This is a genomic window from Ruegeria atlantica, from assembly GCF_947495585.1.
Classification (GTDB): domain Bacteria; phylum Pseudomonadota; class Alphaproteobacteria; order Rhodobacterales; family Rhodobacteraceae; genus Ruegeria; species Ruegeria atlantica_G.
On record NZ_CANLZK010000003.1, the window covers coordinates 104668 to 125350 of the forward strand.

18 protein-coding genes, 2 pseudogenes and 1 riboswitch are annotated in these 20683 nt (G+C 56.6%); of the genes and pseudogenes, 8 read left to right on the forward strand and 12 right to left on the reverse strand.

Annotation, left to right across the window (positions count from 1 at the left end; translation table 11 throughout):
- Positions 1–59: 59 nt before the first annotated feature.
- From QMP16_RS08250 to QMP16_RS08270, 5 genes and pseudogenes are all read right to left on the reverse strand, one after another.
- Positions 60–314: pseudogene (locus tag QMP16_RS08250) on the reverse strand (4Fe-4S binding protein); the annotation flags it as partial.
- 150 nt (positions 315–464) lie between these two features.
- Positions 465–1478, reverse strand: coding sequence for a FecCD family ABC transporter permease (locus QMP16_RS08255; RefSeq protein WP_058272020.1), 1014 nt, complete (start codon positions 1476–1478; stop codon positions 465–467).
- Between the two features lies 1 nt (position 1479).
- The gene (locus QMP16_RS08260; RefSeq protein WP_282151976.1) at positions 1480–2430 is read right to left on the reverse strand and encodes an ABC transporter substrate-binding protein; all 951 of its coding nucleotides are present in this window, start codon (positions 2428–2430) and stop codon (positions 1480–1482) included.
- Between the two features lie 10 nt (positions 2431–2440).
- The gene (locus tag QMP16_RS08265) at positions 2441–3226 is read right to left on the reverse strand and encodes an ABC transporter ATP-binding protein (protein WP_282151977.1); all 786 of its coding nucleotides are present in this window, start codon (positions 3224–3226) and stop codon (positions 2441–2443) included.
- Complete coding sequence (locus QMP16_RS08270) at positions 3223–3579, reverse strand: DUF1636 domain-containing protein (RefSeq protein WP_282151978.1); 357 nt, start codon at positions 3577–3579, stop codon at positions 3223–3225. Before QMP16_RS08270 ends, QMP16_RS08265 begins: the two co-directional genes overlap by 4 nt.
- 101 nt (positions 3580–3680) lie before the next feature.
- Positions 3681–3885, reverse strand: a riboswitch (cobalamin riboswitch).
- Positions 3886–4078: 193 nt separating this feature from the next.
- Here QMP16_RS08270 and QMP16_RS08275 point away from each other — a divergent pair.
- Together QMP16_RS08275 and QMP16_RS08280 are read left to right on the forward strand one after the other, a co-directional pair.
- Positions 4079–5473, forward strand: coding sequence for a bifunctional enoyl-CoA hydratase/phosphate acetyltransferase (locus QMP16_RS08275; RefSeq protein WP_282151979.1), 1395 nt, complete (start codon positions 4079–4081; stop codon positions 5471–5473).
- Positions 5466–6635: an acetate/propionate family kinase gene (locus QMP16_RS08280; protein WP_282151980.1), complete on the forward strand. Its 1170-nt coding sequence runs from the start codon at positions 5466–5468 to the stop codon at positions 6633–6635. The genes QMP16_RS08275 and QMP16_RS08280 overlap by 8 nt, the downstream gene beginning before the upstream one ends.
- Before the next feature lie 6 nt (positions 6636–6641).
- Here QMP16_RS08280 and QMP16_RS08285 read toward each other — a convergent pair whose 3' ends face one another.
- The 7 genes and pseudogenes from QMP16_RS08285 to QMP16_RS08315 all read right to left on the reverse strand — a co-directional run bounded on the left by QMP16_RS08285 (position 6642) and on the right by QMP16_RS08315 (position 12570).
- Complete coding sequence (locus QMP16_RS08285) at positions 6642–7112, reverse strand: phage holin family protein (protein ID WP_058272016.1); 471 nt, start codon at positions 7110–7112, stop codon at positions 6642–6644.
- 10 nt (positions 7113–7122) lie between these two features.
- Positions 7123–7398 (reverse strand): hypothetical protein, encoded by a 276-nt coding sequence (locus tag QMP16_RS08290; protein WP_282151981.1) that lies wholly within the window; start codon positions 7396–7398, stop codon positions 7123–7125.
- A 165-nt stretch (positions 7399–7563) separates the two neighbouring features.
- Complete coding sequence (locus tag QMP16_RS08295) at positions 7564–8229, reverse strand: D-lyxose/D-mannose family sugar isomerase (RefSeq protein ID WP_282119350.1); 666 nt, start codon at positions 8227–8229, stop codon at positions 7564–7566.
- Between the two features lie 17 nt (positions 8230–8246).
- On the reverse strand, positions 8247–9173 hold the full coding sequence (locus QMP16_RS08300; protein WP_282151982.1) for a carbohydrate kinase family protein: 927 nt from the start codon (positions 9171–9173) through the stop codon (positions 8247–8249).
- A 37-nt stretch (positions 9174–9210) separates the two neighbouring features.
- A complete protein-coding gene (locus tag QMP16_RS08305; RefSeq protein WP_348774589.1) occupies positions 9211–10212 on the reverse strand; it encodes an ROK family protein in 1002 nt (333 codons plus the stop codon).
- Between the two features lie 21 nt (positions 10213–10233).
- Positions 10234–11535 (reverse strand): annotated as a pseudogene (locus QMP16_RS08310) (GH1 family beta-glucosidase); the annotation flags it as partial.
- Positions 11536–11538: 3 nt separating this feature from the next.
- Positions 11539–12570 carry a LacI family DNA-binding transcriptional regulator gene (locus tag QMP16_RS08315; protein WP_282151983.1) on the reverse strand — a complete coding sequence of 344 codons (1032 nt, stop codon included), beginning with the start codon at positions 12568–12570 and terminating at the stop codon, positions 11539–11541.
- A 216-nt stretch (positions 12571–12786) separates the two neighbouring features.
- Here QMP16_RS08315 and QMP16_RS08320 point away from each other — a divergent pair, with 216 nt between their 5' ends.
- The 6 genes from QMP16_RS08320 (at position 12787) to QMP16_RS08345 (ending at position 20616) form a co-directional block, all read left to right on the forward strand.
- A complete protein-coding gene (locus QMP16_RS08320) occupies positions 12787–14055 on the forward strand; it encodes an ABC transporter substrate-binding protein (RefSeq protein ID WP_282151984.1) in 1269 nt (422 codons plus the stop codon).
- A 66-nt stretch (positions 14056–14121) separates the two neighbouring features.
- On the forward strand, positions 14122–15129 hold the full coding sequence (locus QMP16_RS08325; RefSeq protein WP_170418733.1) for a carbohydrate ABC transporter permease: 1008 nt from the start codon (positions 14122–14124) through the stop codon (positions 15127–15129).
- A gap of 4 nt (positions 15130–15133) precedes the next feature.
- On the forward strand, positions 15134–16282 hold the full coding sequence (locus tag QMP16_RS08330; RefSeq protein ID WP_282151985.1) for a carbohydrate ABC transporter permease: 1149 nt from the start codon (positions 15134–15136) through the stop codon (positions 16280–16282).
- Positions 16283–16291: 9 nt separating this feature from the next.
- A complete protein-coding gene (locus tag QMP16_RS08335) occupies positions 16292–17947 on the forward strand; it encodes an alpha-glucosidase (RefSeq protein WP_282151986.1) in 1656 nt (551 codons plus the stop codon).
- Between the two features lie 3 nt (positions 17948–17950).
- Positions 17951–19033 carry an ABC transporter ATP-binding protein gene (locus QMP16_RS08340; protein ID WP_282151987.1) on the forward strand — a complete coding sequence of 361 codons (1083 nt, stop codon included), beginning with the start codon at positions 17951–17953 and terminating at the stop codon, positions 19031–19033.
- 458 nt (positions 19034–19491) lie between these two features.
- Positions 19492–20616: an extracellular solute-binding protein gene (locus QMP16_RS08345; RefSeq protein WP_058276645.1), complete on the forward strand. Its 1125-nt coding sequence runs from the start codon at positions 19492–19494 to the stop codon at positions 20614–20616.
- Positions 20617–20683 lie beyond the last annotated feature (67 nt).

Here is a 20683-nt window from a genome sequence, read left to right on the forward strand (position 1 = left end):
GATAGGCAGGTGTCCGCTGTAAGCGCGGCGCGCCATGGCCAATCTGGCAAACGGTCAATCGATATCGCTTCGGTTGGACAAATCCGGGCGCAGTCACCGCAGAAGGTGCAGGGATTGTCAGTGGGCTGGAAGCGGGGATATCCATCTGTCCCGATGACGATCGCATCTTCGGGGCAAGTATCTGCGCAATCACCACATTTACTGCATGTTTCAACAAAGCACAGCTCAACCGAGCCCGGAGGTCTGGCGATATTGCCGTCCTCTGGTCTAATCTTGGCGCTGAGAAACGCGCGTCGGCTGGTCATTTGTTGCATTGCATGCGACCTGGCTACACTCGATTCCTATGATCGAGTGTATCGCATACCGCGATCCGCAGGGGGCTTTTTTGATTTAGGTCATTTTGACCTGTTAAATATTAGTCATTTAGGAAACTTTAATTTATTTGCCGAAGCGACCCTTTGAGATCATCGGCGAGGGCGCGCGGTCCGGATCAGTAGAAGAAATACAAAAACCGATCCCAGCGATGTCGTGACAATACCAACAGGCAGCTCCTGCGGGGCAAGCAAGAGACGGCTCAGGATATCCGAACCTGTAAGCAAAGCTGCGCCGACAATGGCAGCCGTTGGTACAAGCTGACTGTGCAATGGTCCTGCGATACCGCGTGCGATGTGCGGAACCATCAAACCGACAAACCCGATCACGCCCGCGACGGACACAAATACAGCGGTTGCAAGAGCTGCGACGAAGAACATTCGGAACCGTAAGCCTTGAACGGGCACACCCAGGGTGGCGGCCGTCAAATCACCAGTCAGCAGTGCATCAAGCCAGCGGCTACGGTACATCGCGTAGGCGAGGATCAATGCTAAACCGGCGCAGACCAGAGGGAATGTCTCCCACCGGGCAAGACCCAAACCCCCAAGCATCCAGAAGATAACCGAATGGGCCGCACGGCTGTCGCCCGCGAAAATCAGATAATTGGTAATAGCTGAAAACAAAAACGAAACCGCGAGCCCCGCGAGGATCAGTTTTTCGGGCGCGCTTGTGCGCAGCCCATGAACCAAAGCCAGCACAATGCCTGATGCGACAAGCCCTCCGAAAAACGCGGCCAGTGGCAGGGTCCAAAAGCCCAGCACATCTCCGGTTACTGTAATGACAAAGACAGCTCCCGCCGCAGCGCCAGAGGACAGGCCGAACAGAAACGGGTCCGCCAGATCGTTGCGTGTGGTGGTTTGCAGGACAACGCCGACGATGCCCAGCCCGGCACCGATCACGGCGGCAAACAGCGCGCGTGGTAAGCGCAGATCAAACACGATGCGGTGGAGCGGAGACATTTCCCCTTCCACTATTCCCGTGCCCAACAAGACACCGGCCAGTGCGTCAGAGGCCGGAATGGATGTGGTCCCGTAGACCGTCGAGGTTAGCAAAAGGGCGGCCAATACAGCCGCCCCCAGCAAGAGTGTAAGGCCAAGTCGGCCCATATCAATTCAGGCCCGGGTGCATGGCTTTGGCCATTTTCGAAATTGCTTCGATATTTGCCGGTCCGGGTGTCAGTTCCTCGTAGCGCAGGCCAATCCAGCGTTCGTTCTTGACCGCGTCCGTCTGAGACATCACGGGATGGTCCTGCAGGAACTTGAAGGTATCTGCGGCGCCATTTCCAGTTTGATAATCAAGTAAAACCAGGAATTCCGGGTTCGAAGCGGCAACAGCCTCCCACGAGGAACGACCCCAGCTGGTGTCCATATCATGGGTGACGTTCTCGCCGCCAGCGGCAGCAATCATCGCGTCGGGAATGGCAAACTTACCAGCCGTAAACGGGGCATCGGCGGGGCCGTCCAGCAGGAAAACGCGGGGTTTCGGCAGGTCGGCTGTCTGTGTCTCAATCGCGGACAGTTCCTCTTTCCAGCCGGAAACCAGCTCTTCCGCCTTGTCTTCAACGTGCATGACTTTGCCCAAACGAAGGACGTCGGTGAACAGCAAGTCCATGCTGGCTTCGGGGCGATCCTTATCCAGATGTACGCAGCTTTCCGTCAGGATCATCGTTTTGATGCCAAACGGCGCAAGCGTGTCGGGGGTCACGTCACCGCCCGGCTTCATACCATAGTACCAGCCCGCAAAGAAAAGGTCGGGTTCGACAGCGACCAGATTTTCAACTGTCGGGTACTTAGGCGCAAGTTCCGGTATGTCGCCGCGCAGGGTGTCAAACTCGGGGCTGGTTTTGTACCAGCCAGTGATGCCCGTCAGGCCCACGATCTTGTCCTGCAAACCCAGCGCAAAGGCCATGTCGGTCATGTTCATGTCGTGCACGACCAGCCGCTCGGGTTGAGTTTCAAACACCAGCGGCTCGCCGCAATTGTCGACAGTGATCTCGTGCGCTGTTGCGGCACTTGCAAGGCCGCTGATCAGTGCTGCGCACCAGAGAGTTTTGTTCATGTTGTTTTTCCTAGTTTGAGGTAGTGGTTCTTCGGATATCCAGTGCCGGGATCACGCGGCCTTCGTGCTGAAAGCTAAGAAAATCGACACCAAACGTTTCACGGACCCTTTCGGGTGTCAGCACTTCGTGCACCGGGCCGAAACCGGTCAGGCGCGTGGATTTCATCAACGCGACATGGGTCGCGAATTCCGGGATCATGACCAGATCATGAACGATCATGACCACCGTAATGCCCAGCTCGGCCACCAGCGACAGCATGCGTCCCTTGGCGTCCGGATCCAGATGGTTCGTCGGCTCATCCAAAAACAGCAGCGAGGGGTTCTGCGCCAGCGCCCTTGCGATATGAGCACGCTGGCGTTCCCCGCCAGATAGCACGGCCATCCGCTTGTCGGCGAGGGCAACCAGTCCGGTCAGTTTCAGGATGCGGTCCAATTCCAAGGCGTGCTCAGCCGCAGATCGATCGGCACGGATCGGGATTTGGCCAAGGGCCACGTAGTCGCGCAGAAACAAACGCCCGTCCGGCGATTCCTGCTGACTGACCACGGCGATCATTCGGGCGCGGTCCATCGCCGAAAGCTGCCGAAGGCTGCGCCCCTTTACCAAAACGTCCCCCAGCACAATCTCTTCGCCGCCGCACAAAAGATTCAGCAGCGTTGTTTTGCCAGCACCGTTTGGGCCGGCAATTGCCAGGGTTGCCCCTTCATTGAGTTCGAAATTGACGTTCTGCAGCAGTACGTCGCCGTTCAGGGCGTAATACTCCAGTCCGCGCGCCTCAAGGAAAGCTCCGCAGGTCATGCGCGTGTCTCCACCTTTAGCCGTGGCAGGCGCGCCAGGGTCTTTTCAAGAAGGGCAGGCGGGCGCTGCGTTGCGTTGGTCCAACCGTCACCGCTGCGATGGTATTGATGTGCAAATTCGGCCAAAGCATCCACGTCCTCAGCCGATTGGATGTCACCGAAAAGGTACTGCGATTTGCCTAATGCCTGAAACCCGACAGTAGTGGGCCGACCGCAACCGGCCATGCAGGAAACGCTGCGGATGCCAAAACTGGATGGTAGCTTTCTTGCAAGCGCAGCGTGCAATGAATCCGCCCGGTCAGAGCCCTCGCAGGTCTCGCAAATCAGAAGGAAATGATCAGGACTGATCGACATGGCCCACTCCGCCTGTTGCCAAGCGCGGACAGAAGGTGCCAATCATGTCATCACGTCTTAGACGTGTCATAAAGCCTCCTTCCAGGACGCCCCGCCCCGGGTTGGTTGAACATCGGATGGTAGGTCTCCTGACTTGCGGGTCGTGGCTTGGCCATCCTTCCCGACCCGTTCCGGTCAGTGGGTATTTGGCGTCGCTCACCGCTTACAGTTGCGGGGGCAGTCACGGTCTTGGCGCTTGTTGGCAACCTCACCGTATTCCCTTTTCATCCCTTGGCGAACCATAGGGAACCATCGCGGTGATGCTTGCCCGAGTTCCGAATTTGGGTCAAGCGATAATCCGCGTCGCCCCACGCACAGAGGTCATTTGTCATTTGCCAATGATCTGACTACGCTGCGTTGCAGAAATGTAGCAACAAAGGTGGATATGTTCTGGTTCCGGGGGGCCGCACATCCAATGTTTGAAACGACGAACACGCATTCAAAAACAAAGCCGGACGAGATGAAAACTCAAGAAAACAGAACCTATTCTCAATTGAAAGTAGGCGACAAGGCGCAGGTCACCCGATTGTGCACCGTGGACGACTTGTACGCGTTTGCCTCGGCTTCGGGTGACCACAACCCGCTAAATCTGGCGGCCTATGACGGAGATGGAGATGGACACCGCGAGGCTGTCGCGCCCGCCTTGTGGCCCGCAGGTCTGGTGGCTGCAGTCATTGGAAACATCTTACCGGGGGCCGGTACGCAAACACGTCGGGCGGACCTGAGTTTTCATGCTCCGGTTATGGCGGGCGAAGAACTGACCGCCTTTGTGGCTGTTACCGAAAAGCGTGAAGACGGCGACCTGACCTGTTCCGCCGAAGTGCGCCGGGTCGGGGATAACGCATTGATCCTAAGCGGCACCGTACAGGTCACGCCACCGTCGCGGCATTTGACCTTCGACTCGGTTGAGGTGCCGGGACTGATCGTTCAGCGCCACCGGCACTTCGACGCTTTGTTGGAAAAGGCACGTCCTCTGGCCCCGATGCCCACAGCGATCGTCGCCCCGGAAGAGGCGAATTCGCTGGGCGGGGCATTGCTTGCGTTGGAAAACGGTATCATTACTCCGATTTTGGTGGGCGACCCGGACAAAATCACCGCCGCTGCCGCCCAGCTTGGGGCTGATTTGGCCGGAATTGAAATTATCCAAGCCAAAGGCCACGATGTGGCTGCTCGTCGCGCCGTCGATCTGGTCGTCGAAGGCAAGGCCCGGATGCTGATGAAGGGTCATTTGCACACGGATGTCTTGTTACGCGCCGTTCTGCGCAGGGAAAACGGCCTGAGGACCGGGCGACGCTTGTCGCATGTGTTCGTGATGGACGTGCCAGGCATGTCTCGGCCCATCATGGTTACAGATGCGGCGGTGAATATTGCACCGGATCTGGAAACCAAGGCTGACATTGTTCAGAACGCCATCCATCTTGCGCATTCTATTGGCATCGAGATGCCCAAGGTTGGCGTCTTATCAGCGGTTGAGACCATCAACCCGCATTTACCGTCGTCTGTCGATGCCGCGCTGTTGTCGAAAATGGCCGAGCGTGGACAGATCACCGGCGGGCTGGTCGATGGTCCTTTGGCCATGGACAACGCGGTTGATCTGAACGCGGCGCGGACAAAAGGCATCACCTCACCAGTCGCGGGGGTCGCAGACATTCTGGTTGTTCCGAATATCGAAGCCGGCAACATGGTAGCCAAACAGCTGACATATATCTCTCATGCCGAGGCTGCCGGCGTTGTGATAGGTGCTGCGGCACCGATTATCCTGACATCTCGGGCAGATGACGATGCTTCGCGGCTGGCGTCTTGTGCTGTCGCGGCGCTGCATGCAATTGCGAATGAAAGCAATATCCATGGCTGAACATGTTTTGGCGCTGAATGCCGGGTCGTCCTCGTTAAAATTTGCGCTGTACGAACTAGTCGGGGATCGACGCCCCAGTATGCGCTGGCGCGGTCAGATCGAGCGGCTGGGGGATGCCCCACGCCTGTTGGCCCAATCAGCAGGGGGGCGGTCTGTCGACCGTCAGTTGTCTGGAGCCAAAACACATGACGAGGCCATCAGCGCGTTTCTTGAACTTACCCGCGAATACCTGCCGGACATTCACGTCCGGGCCGTGGGCCACCGCGTCGTTCACGGCGGACCAGTCTATTCGGAACCTGTAGTGGTGGACGAGCACGTCTTTGATACGCTAAGCGGTTTCATTCCCTTCGCGCCTTTGCATCAACCCTACAGCCTTGCGGGTATCAAGGCGGCCGCGGCAGCCTTTCCGGGTACCACCCAGATTGCGTGCTTCGATACCGCGTTTCACAGGACACACCCTTGGGTGAATGATACCTTCGCATTGCCTCAAAGATTCTACGAAAAGGGCGTTCGCAGATACGGGTTTCACGGGCTGAGCTATGATTACGTCTCGCAAAAGCTGAAAGAAATTGCGCCTGGTTTGTACGACGGCCGCGTCGTCATTGCGCATTTGGGAAATGGCGCGTCGATGTGTGCGGTGTCGGGTGGCCGGGCCGTGGCCTCGACCATGGGATTTTCGGCGCTCGACGGTCTGCCCATGGGCACCCGCAGCGGGCAATTGGACCCGGGGGTCGTGCTTTACATGATGCAGCAAGAAGGGATGGAGGCAGACGAAATCGCTGAGCTTCTCTATCGAAAGTCCGGCTTGCTTGGCCTGTCCGGCATGTCCTCGGACATGCGCACCCTGTTGGCTGCTGACACTCCGGACGCGCGCAAGGCGATTGAGTATTATGTCTTCCGCATCCGCCGTGAACTGGGTGCCTTGTCTGCCGCACTGGAAGGCATCGACGCTTTGGTCTTTACCGGAGGCATCGGTGAAAATGCCGCCCGTATCCGTCAAATGGTTTGCGAAGGGATGCGCTGGATCGGGATTGATATGGACCCGAACCGAAATGCAGACAACGCTACGGTTCTGTCCACTGATTTCAGCCGGGTGCGTATTCTGGCTATTCCCACAAACGAAGAGATGGTGATCGCGCGTGCAGCGGCGAGAATGGCATGATCGCTTCTAATCCGGTTTGTTTTTTCCACGTCGCGCGTATCTGAGCAGGACGCCTAGAACCGTGCTGATAATATCGGGTGACAGCATCCCGATCGGATCGCGCTTTAGGCCGACGATTGTATTGCGCGCCTCGGCGAAGTTGTCCCGGACTTCGTCCTCGATGTCGTGCAGCGCCATATCCCGCAATTCGACGGCAGCCGAAGTGTCACTTTCGGCGGTCATGGAGTTTGCGACCAGTGCGAGGATCACGGCCAGAACAAGGTTCACCCCGGCCACTATTATCGCGGCCAGAGACTTTGACATGGTCTCGGACAGCCAAAAGAACCCGGCGACGTTCAGCATGATTACTGCAAGCCCAACGGCTAACCCGGCAGCAGCGTAAAAGCCTGTGCGTTTTGCGGCGACGGACAGTTGCCTTTGAGCAATAAGTCGCTCGGCTCGCAGGATGATCGAAATGTTGCGTGAAATGCGGTTCATGTTCGGGCTCCTACCGGGAACGGCCTAGAAGATAGCCAAGCGTGAAAATCCCAAGGGCGAATAGGATCGGCCTTTTATGTGGAAACTCCTCAAGCTCTGTCATGACTTCTTCTAATTGCGTTGACCACTCATCCAGGCTTTCGACAATTCCGTCCGTCATCGATTTGTGTGGATCAGCTTGTTTGCCGTTGTTCGAATCTGAGATGCTTTCTCGTGCGCTGGATTGTTCGGCCAGTTGACGCCGCAACTCTGCGACTTCGGCTTCTAGCTGTGCTTTGGTTACCATCACTTGGGTCCTTCGATGGTCGCGCAAAAATCAGGCTCGCGACTTTTTCCTTTGTCGAGGGCCATGTTAATTCGATTTTTTGAATTCGGGAAAGGGTGTTATCCCGATGCAGCGATCAGCACCCGGCCCGGATGTGATCAAGCCGGCGCACGCGCTATCCGTTTATCAATAGTCTGATACCAGCAAGAAATCGGGCTTTGTGTTTTCTTCAATCGTTGCAAAGCGCGGAATGGGATCCTCGAATACATTATCGGTCCGGTCATCGTTGACAGTTGACACTTCGCCAATCAGGCAGTCGCCCTGTTCCGCCCAGAATGCATGCCAGATACCCGGCATCAGGGTTACGCTCTGACCGGGTTTCAGCCGCAGCAGCTCTCCAGGTTTGATGGTGACAGGGCAGTTGTCGCTGGGAACAACCACCGGGTTATCCCGGTCTATACCGCCGTCCGGGTCCGAGGCATAAATCTCCATGACCAGATCGCCGCCGCCCCGGTTGATGATGTCTTCGGCCTTAATGATATGGCGATGCATCGGGGAGAGTTGCTTGTCCCGAGAAACCAAAAGCTTCTCTGCATAAAGCATCCCGCGACCTTTGTTCAGATCCTGCACATCGCCATTGCGCAGGGTAAATAGGAACAGGCCGAGCTCATCAAACCGGCCTTGACCATAGTCGGTGATGTCCCACCCGAGACCGCGGTCACGGATGCCTTGTGCCTGTGCGCTGCGCATTTGTTCCGGCGACCAGTTGGCAAAGGGGGGCAAGACGGCCCCGAACGAGCGAATGAAGGCCTCGGCTTCGGTTTTGATGTCGTTGATATCTGATCTTTTCATCTCGGTCCCTTAGGGGGTCAAAGTTCATGCGCCCACGGCGGGTTTGCGCCAGCGCGGGAAACGGTGATGGCGGCGACGTCTGCACCTTTGGCTAACGCCGCGCGCAAGACGTCTGGGCCTAACGTCCGCAGATTGGCCTTGGTCAATCGACCTGCACGGTCCAACTCAGCCAGAACGCCAGCGTTGAACGTGTCACCGGCACCCACTGTATCGACCACCTCGACCGCTTTGACAGGCACCGAAGTTTCAGACCCGTCCGCCAGATATCCTGACGCCCCATCACTGCCGCGCGTTACGATAACCACGGAAGGTCCTGCTTGCAGGAGTAGAGGGACCTTTTCGGCCAGTGTTTCAGGCCCTGGAACGATCCAGTCTAGATCTTCGTCCGAGACTTTCACGATGTCAGATTGAGCGATCATACGGTTCAATCGCGTACGATACCGTGTTTGATCCTTGATAAACCCGGGTCGTATGTTTGGATCCAGCATGACCGCCCGGTCTGATCCGTGGCGTTCCAGCAGGGCCGCGTAGGCGTCCGCGCAGGGTTCACATGCAAGACTGATCCCGCCAAAATACAAAGCGGACACAGCAGGCAGCTGTTTTGGCATGTCCTCAGGCATCAACATGCGCCCAGCCGAGTTTTCGTCGACAAAGCTGTAGGTGGCGTGGCCGTCCAATAGCTGCACAAAGGCCAGTGTCGTTGGGCGATCCGATCGGATCACATGGCTTGCCTCCACATGGCTGGCTTGCAGCGCGTCTGCCAGTTGCTGTCCGAACAAATCTGTCGATAAGCCTGTCAACAGACCCGCCGGCGCGCCCAGCCGACCCAAAGCAATGGCCGTGTTGAAGACGGCACCACCGGAATGGGGTACGAAACCGCGCGAACCCGAGACGGTCGGCTCGGCGATCATGTCGATCAGGGCTTCACCGCAGCACAAAATCATGCCGTGGTCCTTTCTGTAACAGGGTCAGGCGGTCAGTTTACCGCGCGAGCGCACTTTTACAGAAATTGTTAGCGCCAACAATGCCAAATTCATCCTGCTCGGACACATACAGGTTCATTGAATGCCGCAAGTCACTGAACCGTCCACCGGCGTTAAAGGCATCCCGGAACGCATCCTTGAACAGCCACCGGTTTTTCTCGGCGACACCACCCACAAGGAAAACACCTCCTGTCGGCATGTAGGCGACGGCCAGATCGCCCATAATAGCCCCAAGGTGGGTTTTGAACATTTGCGCAGTTTTGACCGCAATCGGGTCGGATTCCGCCAGCGCGTCCTGCAGTATATCCTTGGCGCTGCGCCTTGGAGCATCGGTCTGTCCAGCGGCCATGCTGGCGGCTTGGTACAGAATGGGAAGGCCGGTTCCGCTGAGGAACATTTCCGCTTCGAGCACTAGGCTGTCATCAAAGAAGCATTCAGGCGCGATATGGCGTGCCGCTTTGAAGACTTCGACCTCATCCTCGTGGCGTGGGGACAGTCCGACATGGCCACCTTCACCCGACGCGGTATGGTATCGCCCTTGGGAAAACAGCAATGCGCCGACGCCAAGGCCTGTGCCGGGGCCCACAACCAGCCGGGTTCCGACCGGCGGTGTCTCAGCCCCTTGCAGGACCTCGACATGATCACCGGTGATTTCGGCGACTGACCAGGCGGCCGCGGTGAAGTCATTGATAACAAACGTATGCTGTGCGCCTGTTGCCCTGCCGATGTCGCTTTCGGATAAATCAAGATGCGCATTTGTCAGGCGGATTGTCCCGTCTTTGACCGGACCTGCTCCGGCCGCGACGACGGCACGTGGGTCGGTGCCAATCTCGTCGCGCAGGCTGTGGAACGCATCTAGAAGCTCTTGCAACGACCCGGTTGGGTATTTGCGAAGGTCAGTCAGTTGTCCGTTCGAGATGACACCCAGTCGTGTGTTTGTGCCACCGATGTCCGCGACAAGATTCCAGTGCTCGTGCATGGTTCCGGCAGGCTGAGCCATCGGCAGAGAAACAGGCCCACCGGACAAGGCCGATTTCAGCGCGTTGTACGAGGCTTTGGGCGTCCGTTCGAGGGTATTGAAATCTACATCAACCAACCCGAACCGCTTTTCATAGCCAAAGGACCACTCGTAGTTATCCAACAGGGACCAGATGAAATAGCCCCTGATTGGAACGCCGTCGTCCAACGCGTTTTGAACGGCACCAAGGTGTTTGTTGAGGTAGTCAATGCGGTCGTCATCTTGCTGGCGTTCCGGGCTCGCCATGCCGTTTTCGGTGACATAAATCGGCAAGTCGCCGGTATAATCGCGCACCGTACGGGTCAGAAAGCGCGTCAGGGCATCGGGTTCAATCTCCCACCCCATCTGTGTCTTGGGAAGCGGGCCGGGTACTTCTTCCAGGCTTGGCCATGCGGTATCGGCAGGCGCGATGAGTTTGCGGGTATAGTAGTTGAGACCGCACCAATCGACGGGCGCACCGATTGTGTCAAAGTCGTTCTGCCAGCCAGAAGGAAGGTGAGGCTCTAACCCGTCCAGAACATTTTGTGGATAGGATTTGTTGAACACTCCACCTAGGAAAAACCGGTTGTAGATCCCGTCATAAAGATCGGCCGCCTTGCGCGCAGCGGGGCTGTCATCGGCAGGTTCGGCCCATTCCAGATTGAACACAGCACCCAGGTTTGACATGCCCAGACCACGCATCGCCTCAATGGCGCGGCCATGGGCCAGCAGAACATGATGCATCGCCCGTGCCGTCGCGCGAATGTCGCGCATTCCCGGTGCATGGTGGCCTTCAAAATGGCTCAGCCAGCTGACGCACCATGGCTCATTGATCGGCGCAACACAGTACATGCGGTCGCCGATGCGGCCCATGATGACCTCGGTGAAATCGGCAAACCAGTTTGCGATATCCCGGTTGCGCCAGCCACCCAGATCGGCAAGTGGAGAGGGCAATTCCCAGTGATACAGGGTCGCACAGGGGCGAATGCCGCGTTCCAACAGGGCGTCGGCAAGCCGGTCGTAATAATCCAGACCTGCCTGATTTACGGGGCCGCGCCCCTCGGGCAACACGCGCGCCCAGCTGGTTGAGAACCGGTAGCAATCAAAACCCGCATCGCGCACCAGATCGAAGTCTTGGTGGAAGCGGTTCAAGTGGTCACAGGCCAAATCTCCATTTTCGTTTCGCACCACGTTTCCGGGCGAGGCCGCGAAACTATCCCAATGGGTTTTTCCCGCGCCACCCTGTGCGTGCCCTTCGATTTGATAAGCCGAGGTTGCGACACCAAAGAGAAAATCTTTGGGGAAGTCCGAGCGTGTATATTTCATTTTTCAGAACCTGTTTGGGGCGGGGCCGGTTGAGCCGCCAACTACCAGTTCGGCCTCCAGCAATCTAGTTTTCACCGGGTCTTCCGGAGATTTGATGCGTTCGATCAGCATTTCAGCCGCCATTTCTCCGGCCCTACGTACAGACGATCTTGTAGCGGTGAAAATCGGTACGTCCTGACCATTCTTGAGGTAAGATAAGTCGTCGTCATGGGCGATGACCGAGACATCCTTGCCCATCTTCAACCCCGCTTCGTTGAGCGCGCGACGCACTCCGATAGCGGAAATCATAGAGGCTGTCATGATGGCCGTAGGAGGGTCATCCAGACGAAGCATGTCGCGGGTTTCATGGTGGCCATAAACCTCGGTCATCTCGGCGCTGCGCATCAATTCCGGGTCGGGGGACAGACCTGCCTCATGCAGGGCTTCAAGATATCCGTCGCGGCGACGTTGAGCGAAATCCATATCCTCAAGCCCGTTGATCAGGGCAATGCGACGATGCCCAAGGTCGATCAGAAACCGGGTGGCGCGCAGGAACGAACTTTTGTTGTTCACGTCGATCCAGTCATAGGGCACGTCCACCCCGGTTGATCTGCCATGAACGATAAAGGGCACGCCCATTCTGGTTAGGACCTCGATCCGGTGTTCGTTGACCTTGGGGCCTTGCAATACAATACCATCGACCGCGCCACGCTGGAAAAGACTGCGATAGGCTTCCTCGATCGAGGTGTCATCTGCATTGGTGAACATCATGTCATATCCATGATCCGAATACTTGCGTGCAGCACCGGCGACAAAATCACCAAAAATCGGGTTCACCATTTCATGCTGGGATGATGAGGGAATCACGTGCCCAATCACCATCGAACGCCCTGTTGCCAACCCCTTGGCCCGGCTGTTCGGCCAATAGCCATGCTTGGCAGCGGCGGCTTGAACGCGCAGGCGCGTATACTCGTTCACCTCGGGGTAACCATTCAGCGCGCGGCTGACAGTGGTTTGAGATAAACCAAGGATTTCTGAGAGCTGCTTTAGATTCATCTTCGCCTCAAAGCGCCTTCAAATTTGATCATTTTCAGATTTGCGGGCGCTTCCCACCCGACTGCCACATCTTGCTGACACTGCCCTGAATATTAATAATATAGGCAACAGTAAACAGATTATTGACAAAAATTGAATGTTAGCGGATAAAGTGCGTTATCCAAAGCGCTTTGAAAATGAGTCTCAAAGGCGCGAGCAAAGTTGGGAGGAAACTTCATGAAACACTCGCTTTATGCAGGCGCGACCACGTTCGCCCTGATGGCGGGCGCGGCGTATGCCGACAAGGTCACCGTGTTCGGTCCGTGGCTGGGGCCTGATCAGGAAAATGTCGAAAAGGTTTTGGACGGCTTTGCCGCAGCGACCGGGCATGAGTACAGCTATGTCGGCTCGGACAGCTTTGAGCAGCAGATCAGAATTGATGCCGAAGCCGGATCGGCGCCTAACGTAGCAGTGTTTCCCCAACCCGGTCTGGCATCAGATATGGCCAAGGCGGGATTCCTGACGCCCCTGAGTGAAGGAACTGCGGATTGGATTCGCGACAACTATGCGGCCGGTCAGTCGTGGGTGGATCTGGGAACCTATCAGGGCCCGGACGGGCAGGACCATCTGTATGGGTTTTTCTACAAGGTTGACGTGAAATCGCTGGTTTGGTTTGTGCCGGAGAACTTCGAAGACGCCGGCTATGAAATCCCGACCACAATGGAAGAGCTGAAGGCGCTGACCGATCAGATCGTTGCAGATGGTGAAACGCCATGGTGCATCGGGCTGGGGTCCGGCGGAGCGACCGGTTGGCCAGCGACTGACTGGGTTGAAGACATGATGCTGCGCACGTTACCGCCCGAAGATTATGACGCCTGGGTCGCCAACGAATTGAAATTTAACGATCCTAAGGTTGTCGCCGCGATTGAAGAATTCGGAGCGTTTGCGCGCAACGATGATTACGTGGCCGGTGGAGCCGGTGCGGTCGCGACAACTGACTTCCGCGACAGCCCGAAGGGTATGTTCAGCTCGCCTCCGCAGTGTTACATGCACCGTCAGGCCTCGTTCATTCCCGCCTTCTTCCCCGAAGGTACGGTTGTGGGCGAGGATGCTGACTTTTTCTACTTCCCGGCCTATGAAGGCAAAGACCTCGGCAGCCCGGTCCTTGGGGCCGGCACAGTTTGGGCCATTACCAATGACAGCCCGGGCGCGCATGCGCTGATGAAATACCTGGAAACGCCCGAGGCGCATGAAGCCTGGATGGCTCTGACCGGGTTCCTGACGCCGCACAAAGGCGTCGATACCTCGGTCTTCTCAGACCCAACGCTGAAGAAGATGAATGACATTCTTCTGGGGGCCACCACCTTCCGGTTTGACGGTTCCGACCTGATGCCGGGCGGCGTGGGTGCAGGCACCTTCTGGACTGGAATGGTCGACTATACGGGCGGAACACCTGCCCAGGACGTCGCCGACGAAATTCAGTCCTCGTGGGACGCGCTGGACTAAAGCGTCTGAGATTGGGCAACCCGCTCTGCCGGGTTGCCCGAACCTATCGTCGCAAGGGAGAGCGGCATGCACCCGGCATTTCAAGGCCTGCTGACCATCGCAATCGGCGTGTCAGGTTGCGTGGGCTATTTCTATCTATCCAATCAGTTTCTGGACAGAGTTCTTTTCCCGCCTCGGGGGCCGAATGCTGGCCGCAATATCAACCGCGCGAACATGATCCGGCCTTGGTTGTTTCTGTTCCCAGCGCTGGCTGCTTTGGGCTTGTATCTGGCCTATCCGGTTGTCGAAACCCTGCGTCTATCCCTGACGGACCGCGTCCCGGGCGGCGGCTACAAATGGGTTGGGCTGGACAACTATATCCAGATGGCCAAGGAGCCCAAGTTTTGGGAAGCGATGCGCAACAACATGTTCTGGCTGATCATTGTGCCTGCAATGTCGACGGCCTTTGGCCTGTTGGTGGCACAGCTGACTGACCGCATTCGTTGGGGCAATCTCGCCAAGTCGCTGATCTTTATGCCAATGGCGATCTCGTTCGTGGGGGCATCGGTTATCTGGAAGCTGGTCTATGACACTCGTCCGGCTGAACAAGATCAGATTGGCATGCTCAATGCGCTCTATATTTTCTTTGGCGGAACCGAGCCGCAGACGTGGCTGACAATACCGTTCTGGAACAGCTTTTTGCTGATGGTTGTCCTCATCTGGATCCAAACCGGTTTTGCCATGGTTATCCTATCGGCCGCCCTGCGCGGAATCCCCGAGGAAACGATTGAGGCCGCAATTCTGGATGGGGCTAATCCGTTTCAGATATTTTTCCGGATCAAAGTGCCGCAGATCAAAACCACTATTCTTGTCGTCTGGACCACGATTACGATCACCGTCCTCAAGGTCTTTGACATCGTTTTTGCAATGACCAATGGCCAGTGGGAAACGCAGGTCTTGGCCAACTACATGTATGACAAGCTGTTCCGCGCCAACGACTGGGGCGTCGGGTCGGCTTCGGCCATGGTGATCATGCTCTTAGTGGCTCCGATCCTTGTCTGGAATGTGCGCAATGCGCGGAAAGAGATGGAGTAGGGTCATGAGCGATATCGCAGGAACCAAACCCGCCCTTCGCTGGGTCGTCCATGCCTCGGTCCTCTTTCTGGTGGTGCTGTGGGTCGTGCCAACTCTGGGCCTTTTGATCTCGTCTTTTCGCACGGCGGATCAGATCGCAACCAGTGGTTGGTGGCGGTCGCTGTTCCCGTCCGAACAAAATCTGACCCTGCGCAGCGCGGCCCCAGAAACCCAGGTTCTGGAAAACGGGATGTATGTGATCGAAGGCAATCTGTTTGACGATGGGACGAAAGCGACAATCTCAAAATGGGGCGTCAGCTCTCGTGCAGTTGATGCCTTTTCCCCTGGCGAAACAGCAGAGTTGCGCAAGGGTGGCACAATCACGGTAGACGCCAAGGGTAATTACCGGATGGAGAACCCGGAAGAGTTCACCGGCAGTCGTGGATCGCGGGTTTTCGCAACTGCGGAATTGCCGCCTGAGTTTACCTTAGACAACTATCACAAGGTTCTTCTGGCAGAAGACAGTACCGACAGCATGGGGCGGGCGTTTTTTAACACGCTGACTGTAACAATCCCGGCGACGATCATTCCAATCCTCGTTGCGGCTTTTGCGGCCTATGCCTTGGCTTGGATGGATTTCCCCGGGCGCGCTTTGATTATTGCGGCTGTCGTTGGTCTGTTGGTTGTCCCGCTGCAACTGGCCCTGATCCCGTTGCTGAAATTCCATCTGAATATTGGGATTGGCAAAGGATATCTGGGGGTTTGGATGGCGCATACCGGGTTCGGGTTGCCGCTGGCGATCTATCTTCTGCGCAACTACATGGCTGGTCTGCCCCGCGACCTGATCGAAAACGCGCGGGTCGATGGCGCGACCGAGTTTCAGATTTTTACCAAATTGATCCTGCCACTCAGCTTTCCAGCGCTGGCGTCTTTTGCGATCTTCCAGTTTCTCTGGACGTGGAATGACTTGTTGGTCGCCAAGGTGTTCCTGATCGACGCATCCGGACAGACCACCGTCATGACCAACCGCATCGTCGAGCTTTTAGGCACGCGCGGCGGGAATTGGGAAATCCTTGCCACAGCGGCCTTTGTTTCGATCATCGTCCCGCTGATTGTTTTCTTCGCAATGCAAAAATATCTGGTCCGCGGTCTGTTGGCCGGGTCCGTTAAGTAGAGGCGTCTGATGAACGTGCAGAACACCGTAGAACTACATAAAGCAACCAAAGCGTCCGCCGATTGGTGGCGGGGCGGAGTGATATACCAGATCTATCCGCGCAGCTTTCAAGACAGCAACGGCGATGGTATCGGAGACCTCAGGGGTATCACCCAAAGGCTTGGTTACATCGCGTCGCTTGGTGTCGACGCGATCTGGATCTCGCCATTTTTCAAATCGCCGATGAAGGACTTTGGATACGATGTCAGCGACTATCGTGATGTTGATCCGATGTTTGGCAGCATGGAGGACTTTAAGTATCTCCTGGATCAGGCGCATTCAGTTGGGCTGAAGGTGATGATCGACCTCGTGTTGTCGCACACGTCGGATCAGCACCTATGGTTCAAGGAGAGCCGATCCAATCGCGAAAATGCCAAGTCCGACTGGTATGTTTGGGCTGATCCCAAGCCCGATGGCACGCCGCCAAACAACTGGCTGTCGATTTTTGGTGGGTCCGCTTGGCAGTGGGATTCCCGACGCCTGCAATATTATCTGCACAACTTCCTGACGTCGCAGCCGGATCTGAACTTCCATTGCCCGGACGTGCAGGATGCATTGCTGGATGTTGCACGGTTCTGGCTGGACTTGGGTGTGGATGGTTTCCGTCTGGACACGATCAACTTCTATTTCCACGACAAACAACTGCGCGACAACCCTGGCCTGCCAATGGATCAGCGCAATGCCTCGATCGCGCCCATGGTGAACCCCTATAACCATCAGGATCACCTTCATTCCAAAAGCCAGCCGGAAAACATCGCCTTCCTCGAGCGGTTGCGCGCACTAACGGACGAATACGAAGGCCGCGCTTGTTTGGGCGAGGTTGGCGACGCGCAGCGCGGTCTTGAGATCATGGGCGAGTACACCAGCGGCGATAAACGCATGCATATGTGTTATGCTTTTGAGTTTCTCGAAAAACGCGCTTTAACCGCCGCGTACGCCAAGCAGGTGTTTGATCAGTTGGAAGAAAAGGCTGGCGATGCATGGCCTTGCTGGGCGTTCTCGAACCACGATGTTCAGCGCCACGCGACACGGTGGGCGCTGGACGATGCGGCCATCCGTCAGCACGCGGTGCTGATGATGTGCCTGCGTGGGTCAGCGTGCTTGTATCAAGGAGAAGAGCTTGGTCTGCCCGAGGCGGACGTACCGTTTGAACATCTGCAGGACCCTTACGGCATAGAATTCTGGCCGGAGTTCAAGGGCCGTGATGGCTGTCGCACTCCGATGGTTTGGGCTGCGCAGGACGAACAGTCCGGGTTCAGTACTGGAGCCCCCTGGTTGCCAGTCAGCCAAACGCAGGCCGAGCGTGCAGTAGACAGATTAGAGCAAGACCCAAACTCCATGCTGCAACATTATCGCCGTGCCATTGCGCTACGCCACGCGCATTCCGCATTGATGTCAGGCCAACAGCGCGAGATGGCGCAGTCTGGACCGATCCTTGCCTTCCTGCGTGAGGACAATGTCCAACAGATATTCTGCGTATTCAATCTGGGATCTGACAGCGCGGAAATCACACTGCCCGACGGTATTTGGCAGGCAATCGGGCAAGAGTTGGGCGGCGTCGAAGGGGCGGGGACAATCACCCTCGACGCGGCTCAATTCTGTTTGATGATGCGCGAAAAGGAGTAAGCCATGTCGGAACTCAATCTCACGGATGTGGCAAAGACCTATGGCAACGTCGATGTGCTCAAAAATATCAACTTGGACATCGAACGCGGTGAACTGATCGTTTTTGTCGGGCCCTCTGGCTGTGGAAAATCTACGTTGCTGCGCATGATTGCTGGACTAGAGAAGATTTCGGGCGGAACGCTTGAGATCGAAGGTCAGGTGATGAATGATGTACCGCCCGCGCAAAGGGGCATTGCGATGGTTTTCCAAAGCTATGCCCTGTATCCGCACATGACGGTGCGCGAGAATATGGCCTTTGCATTGAAGATCGCCAAAATGCCATCGGACGAGGTCGACGCAGCGGTAGACCGCGCAGCTCGTATCCTACAGTTGGAACCGTTTCTGGACCGCCTTCCCAAGGCCCTTTCCGGTGGTCAGCGGCAACGGGTTGCAATCGGCCGGGCGATCGTGCGCGACCCAAAAGTTTATCTGTTTGATGAGCCTCTTTCCAATCTTGATGCGGCGCTGCGCGTCGCGACCCGCATCGAAATCGCACGCCTGAAAGAGGCGATGCCGGACAGCACGATGGTCTACGTCACCCACGATCAGGTCGAGGCGATGACATTGGCCACCCGGATTGTCGTCCTGGCCAACAAGGGGATCGCGCAGGTCGGCACCCCTCTCGAACTGTATGAAACGCCTGACAATGAGTTTGTCGCGCAATTTATTGGCTCACCTGCAATGAACCTTTTGCCGGGGGTCATCACGCAGACTGGTGAGCGCACCGTCGTAAAACTGGATGGTGGTGGGACCGCGGTGACCAGCATCCCAACCGATGCAGCCGACGAGGGTAAACAGGTAAATATCGGAGTGCGTCCCGAAGACTTTCACCCCGTTGAAAGCAATCCGATTATGGAAGGGATTGTGGACTTTACCGAAGCACTTGGCGAGGTCACGCTGTTGTATTTTGCCGCCAAAGACGGGGAGGATCCCACAATCGCAAAACTGCCGGGGGTCCAAAAAAACATGCGGGGCCAAACCGTTGCCGTTTCGGCAGATCCGGGCAAGGTTCACCTTTTTCATCAGGGCCTGTCTATGAGAAAATAACTGTAACCCAAACCTGATGGATCGACGGGTGCGATGCACTACGCGAATGCCCCTTTTCATACAGCTTGGAACGTTGTCTGGGTCCCACGGCAGCAAGTCCCGGGATCTGTGTGCGTTGCCAAAAGCATGCAGTTTACGACTGTTTTTGACGTGATTTTTTTCGGCCTGGCATGACAGAACCCACTTTTTCCCAATTGGATTGCGGCCCAAAATCTGGGCCCGGACCGGACGGGCAACTGTGTTAATTTCTTAAGAAACGTGGCAAAAATAGGCTACTTCGGTCTCAATATGTGACTGCGGATCCAGGGGGTAACTAGCCATATTTGCTAGATTAAATCGCAATCTGGACATACGAAATTGCCAATCCGTCACTTTTGGCCTGACAATGCCCCCGCAAAGTTCTAGCGTGGCAACCATAATAACAAAACAACACAGTCCAATAACGGGAGAACTTAAATATGGCTGAACGGAAAACCGTTTCCAGACGCTCGGTCCTGAAAGGCGCGGGCGCAGCAGCACTGGCAGCACCGCTTTACAGCAAAAGCGCGTTGGCATCTTCGGGTGAAATCAACATTCTGATGTGGTCGGACTATCTGCCGCCCGCATTCCTGCAAGAGTTTGAAACTCTGACCGGAATCAAAGTGAACTATACCGGTATCGGATCGAACGAAGAAATCATCAACAAGATGAAGGCCACCAAAGGCCAAGGCTTTGACATCGTATCGCCGACGAACAACCGCTCGCTGCAGTGGGGGCCGCTGGAACTGCTGCAGCCCTTCGACATGAACAAGGTTCCGATTGATCTGGTGAACCCTGCGATGGCGCAGATCGGCACCGACGCCTGGAACTTTGGTGACAGCGGAGTGCACTGGCTGCCGCATATCTGGGGTACAGAAGGTATTGCCTACCGCACCGACCTGTGGCTGCCCGAAGGAGACGCCCCGTCCTATGGGGACGTCTGGTCCGAAGCAAACGCAGGCAAGACCATGGGCCGCGCGCATTCGATGATGCTGGGTGCGGGTCTGTATATGGAAGCCTCCGGAGAGATGGAGCCTGGCTCTGTCTGGGCCGCGTACGGCGACGAAGACACCATGCGCAAGGTCTGGGGTCAGATCACTGACTGGTGCGTCGAGCGGAAGAACCGGATCAAGCTGATCTGGAACGATGCTGACACCCAGAAAAACGGCCTGTTGAACGAAGGCGTTATTGTCGGCCAGACTTGGGATGGTCCGCCGCTGGCGCTGAAATCAGCTGGTGAGCCGGTGCACTATCAAGCTCCGGTCGAAGGTGCGATGGCATGGGTCGACGGTTTGTCGATGCCGACCGGTGCGCAGAACATCGACCAGGTTTATGCCTTCATCGATTTTGCCTATCAGGCCAAGCCTGCAGGTGTCGCCATCGACAGCCACGGCTACAACTCGCCAGTTCTGGGTGCCGACCAATATGCCGGCGACACCTACAAGAAGAACTTCGCCGAGGCCTATCCGGGCGACTCGCTGGCAAACCTGAACCCATGGCCTGCTGAGGCTCCGTGGTATGCCGAAACTCGGACCGAGTTCGTCAACAAGTTCAAAAGCGCCTGATTGCTTTGACAAGGTGCCCTCCGCCACTGTGCGGAGGGCTATCAACCCGCATGCCACAACGGCGTGA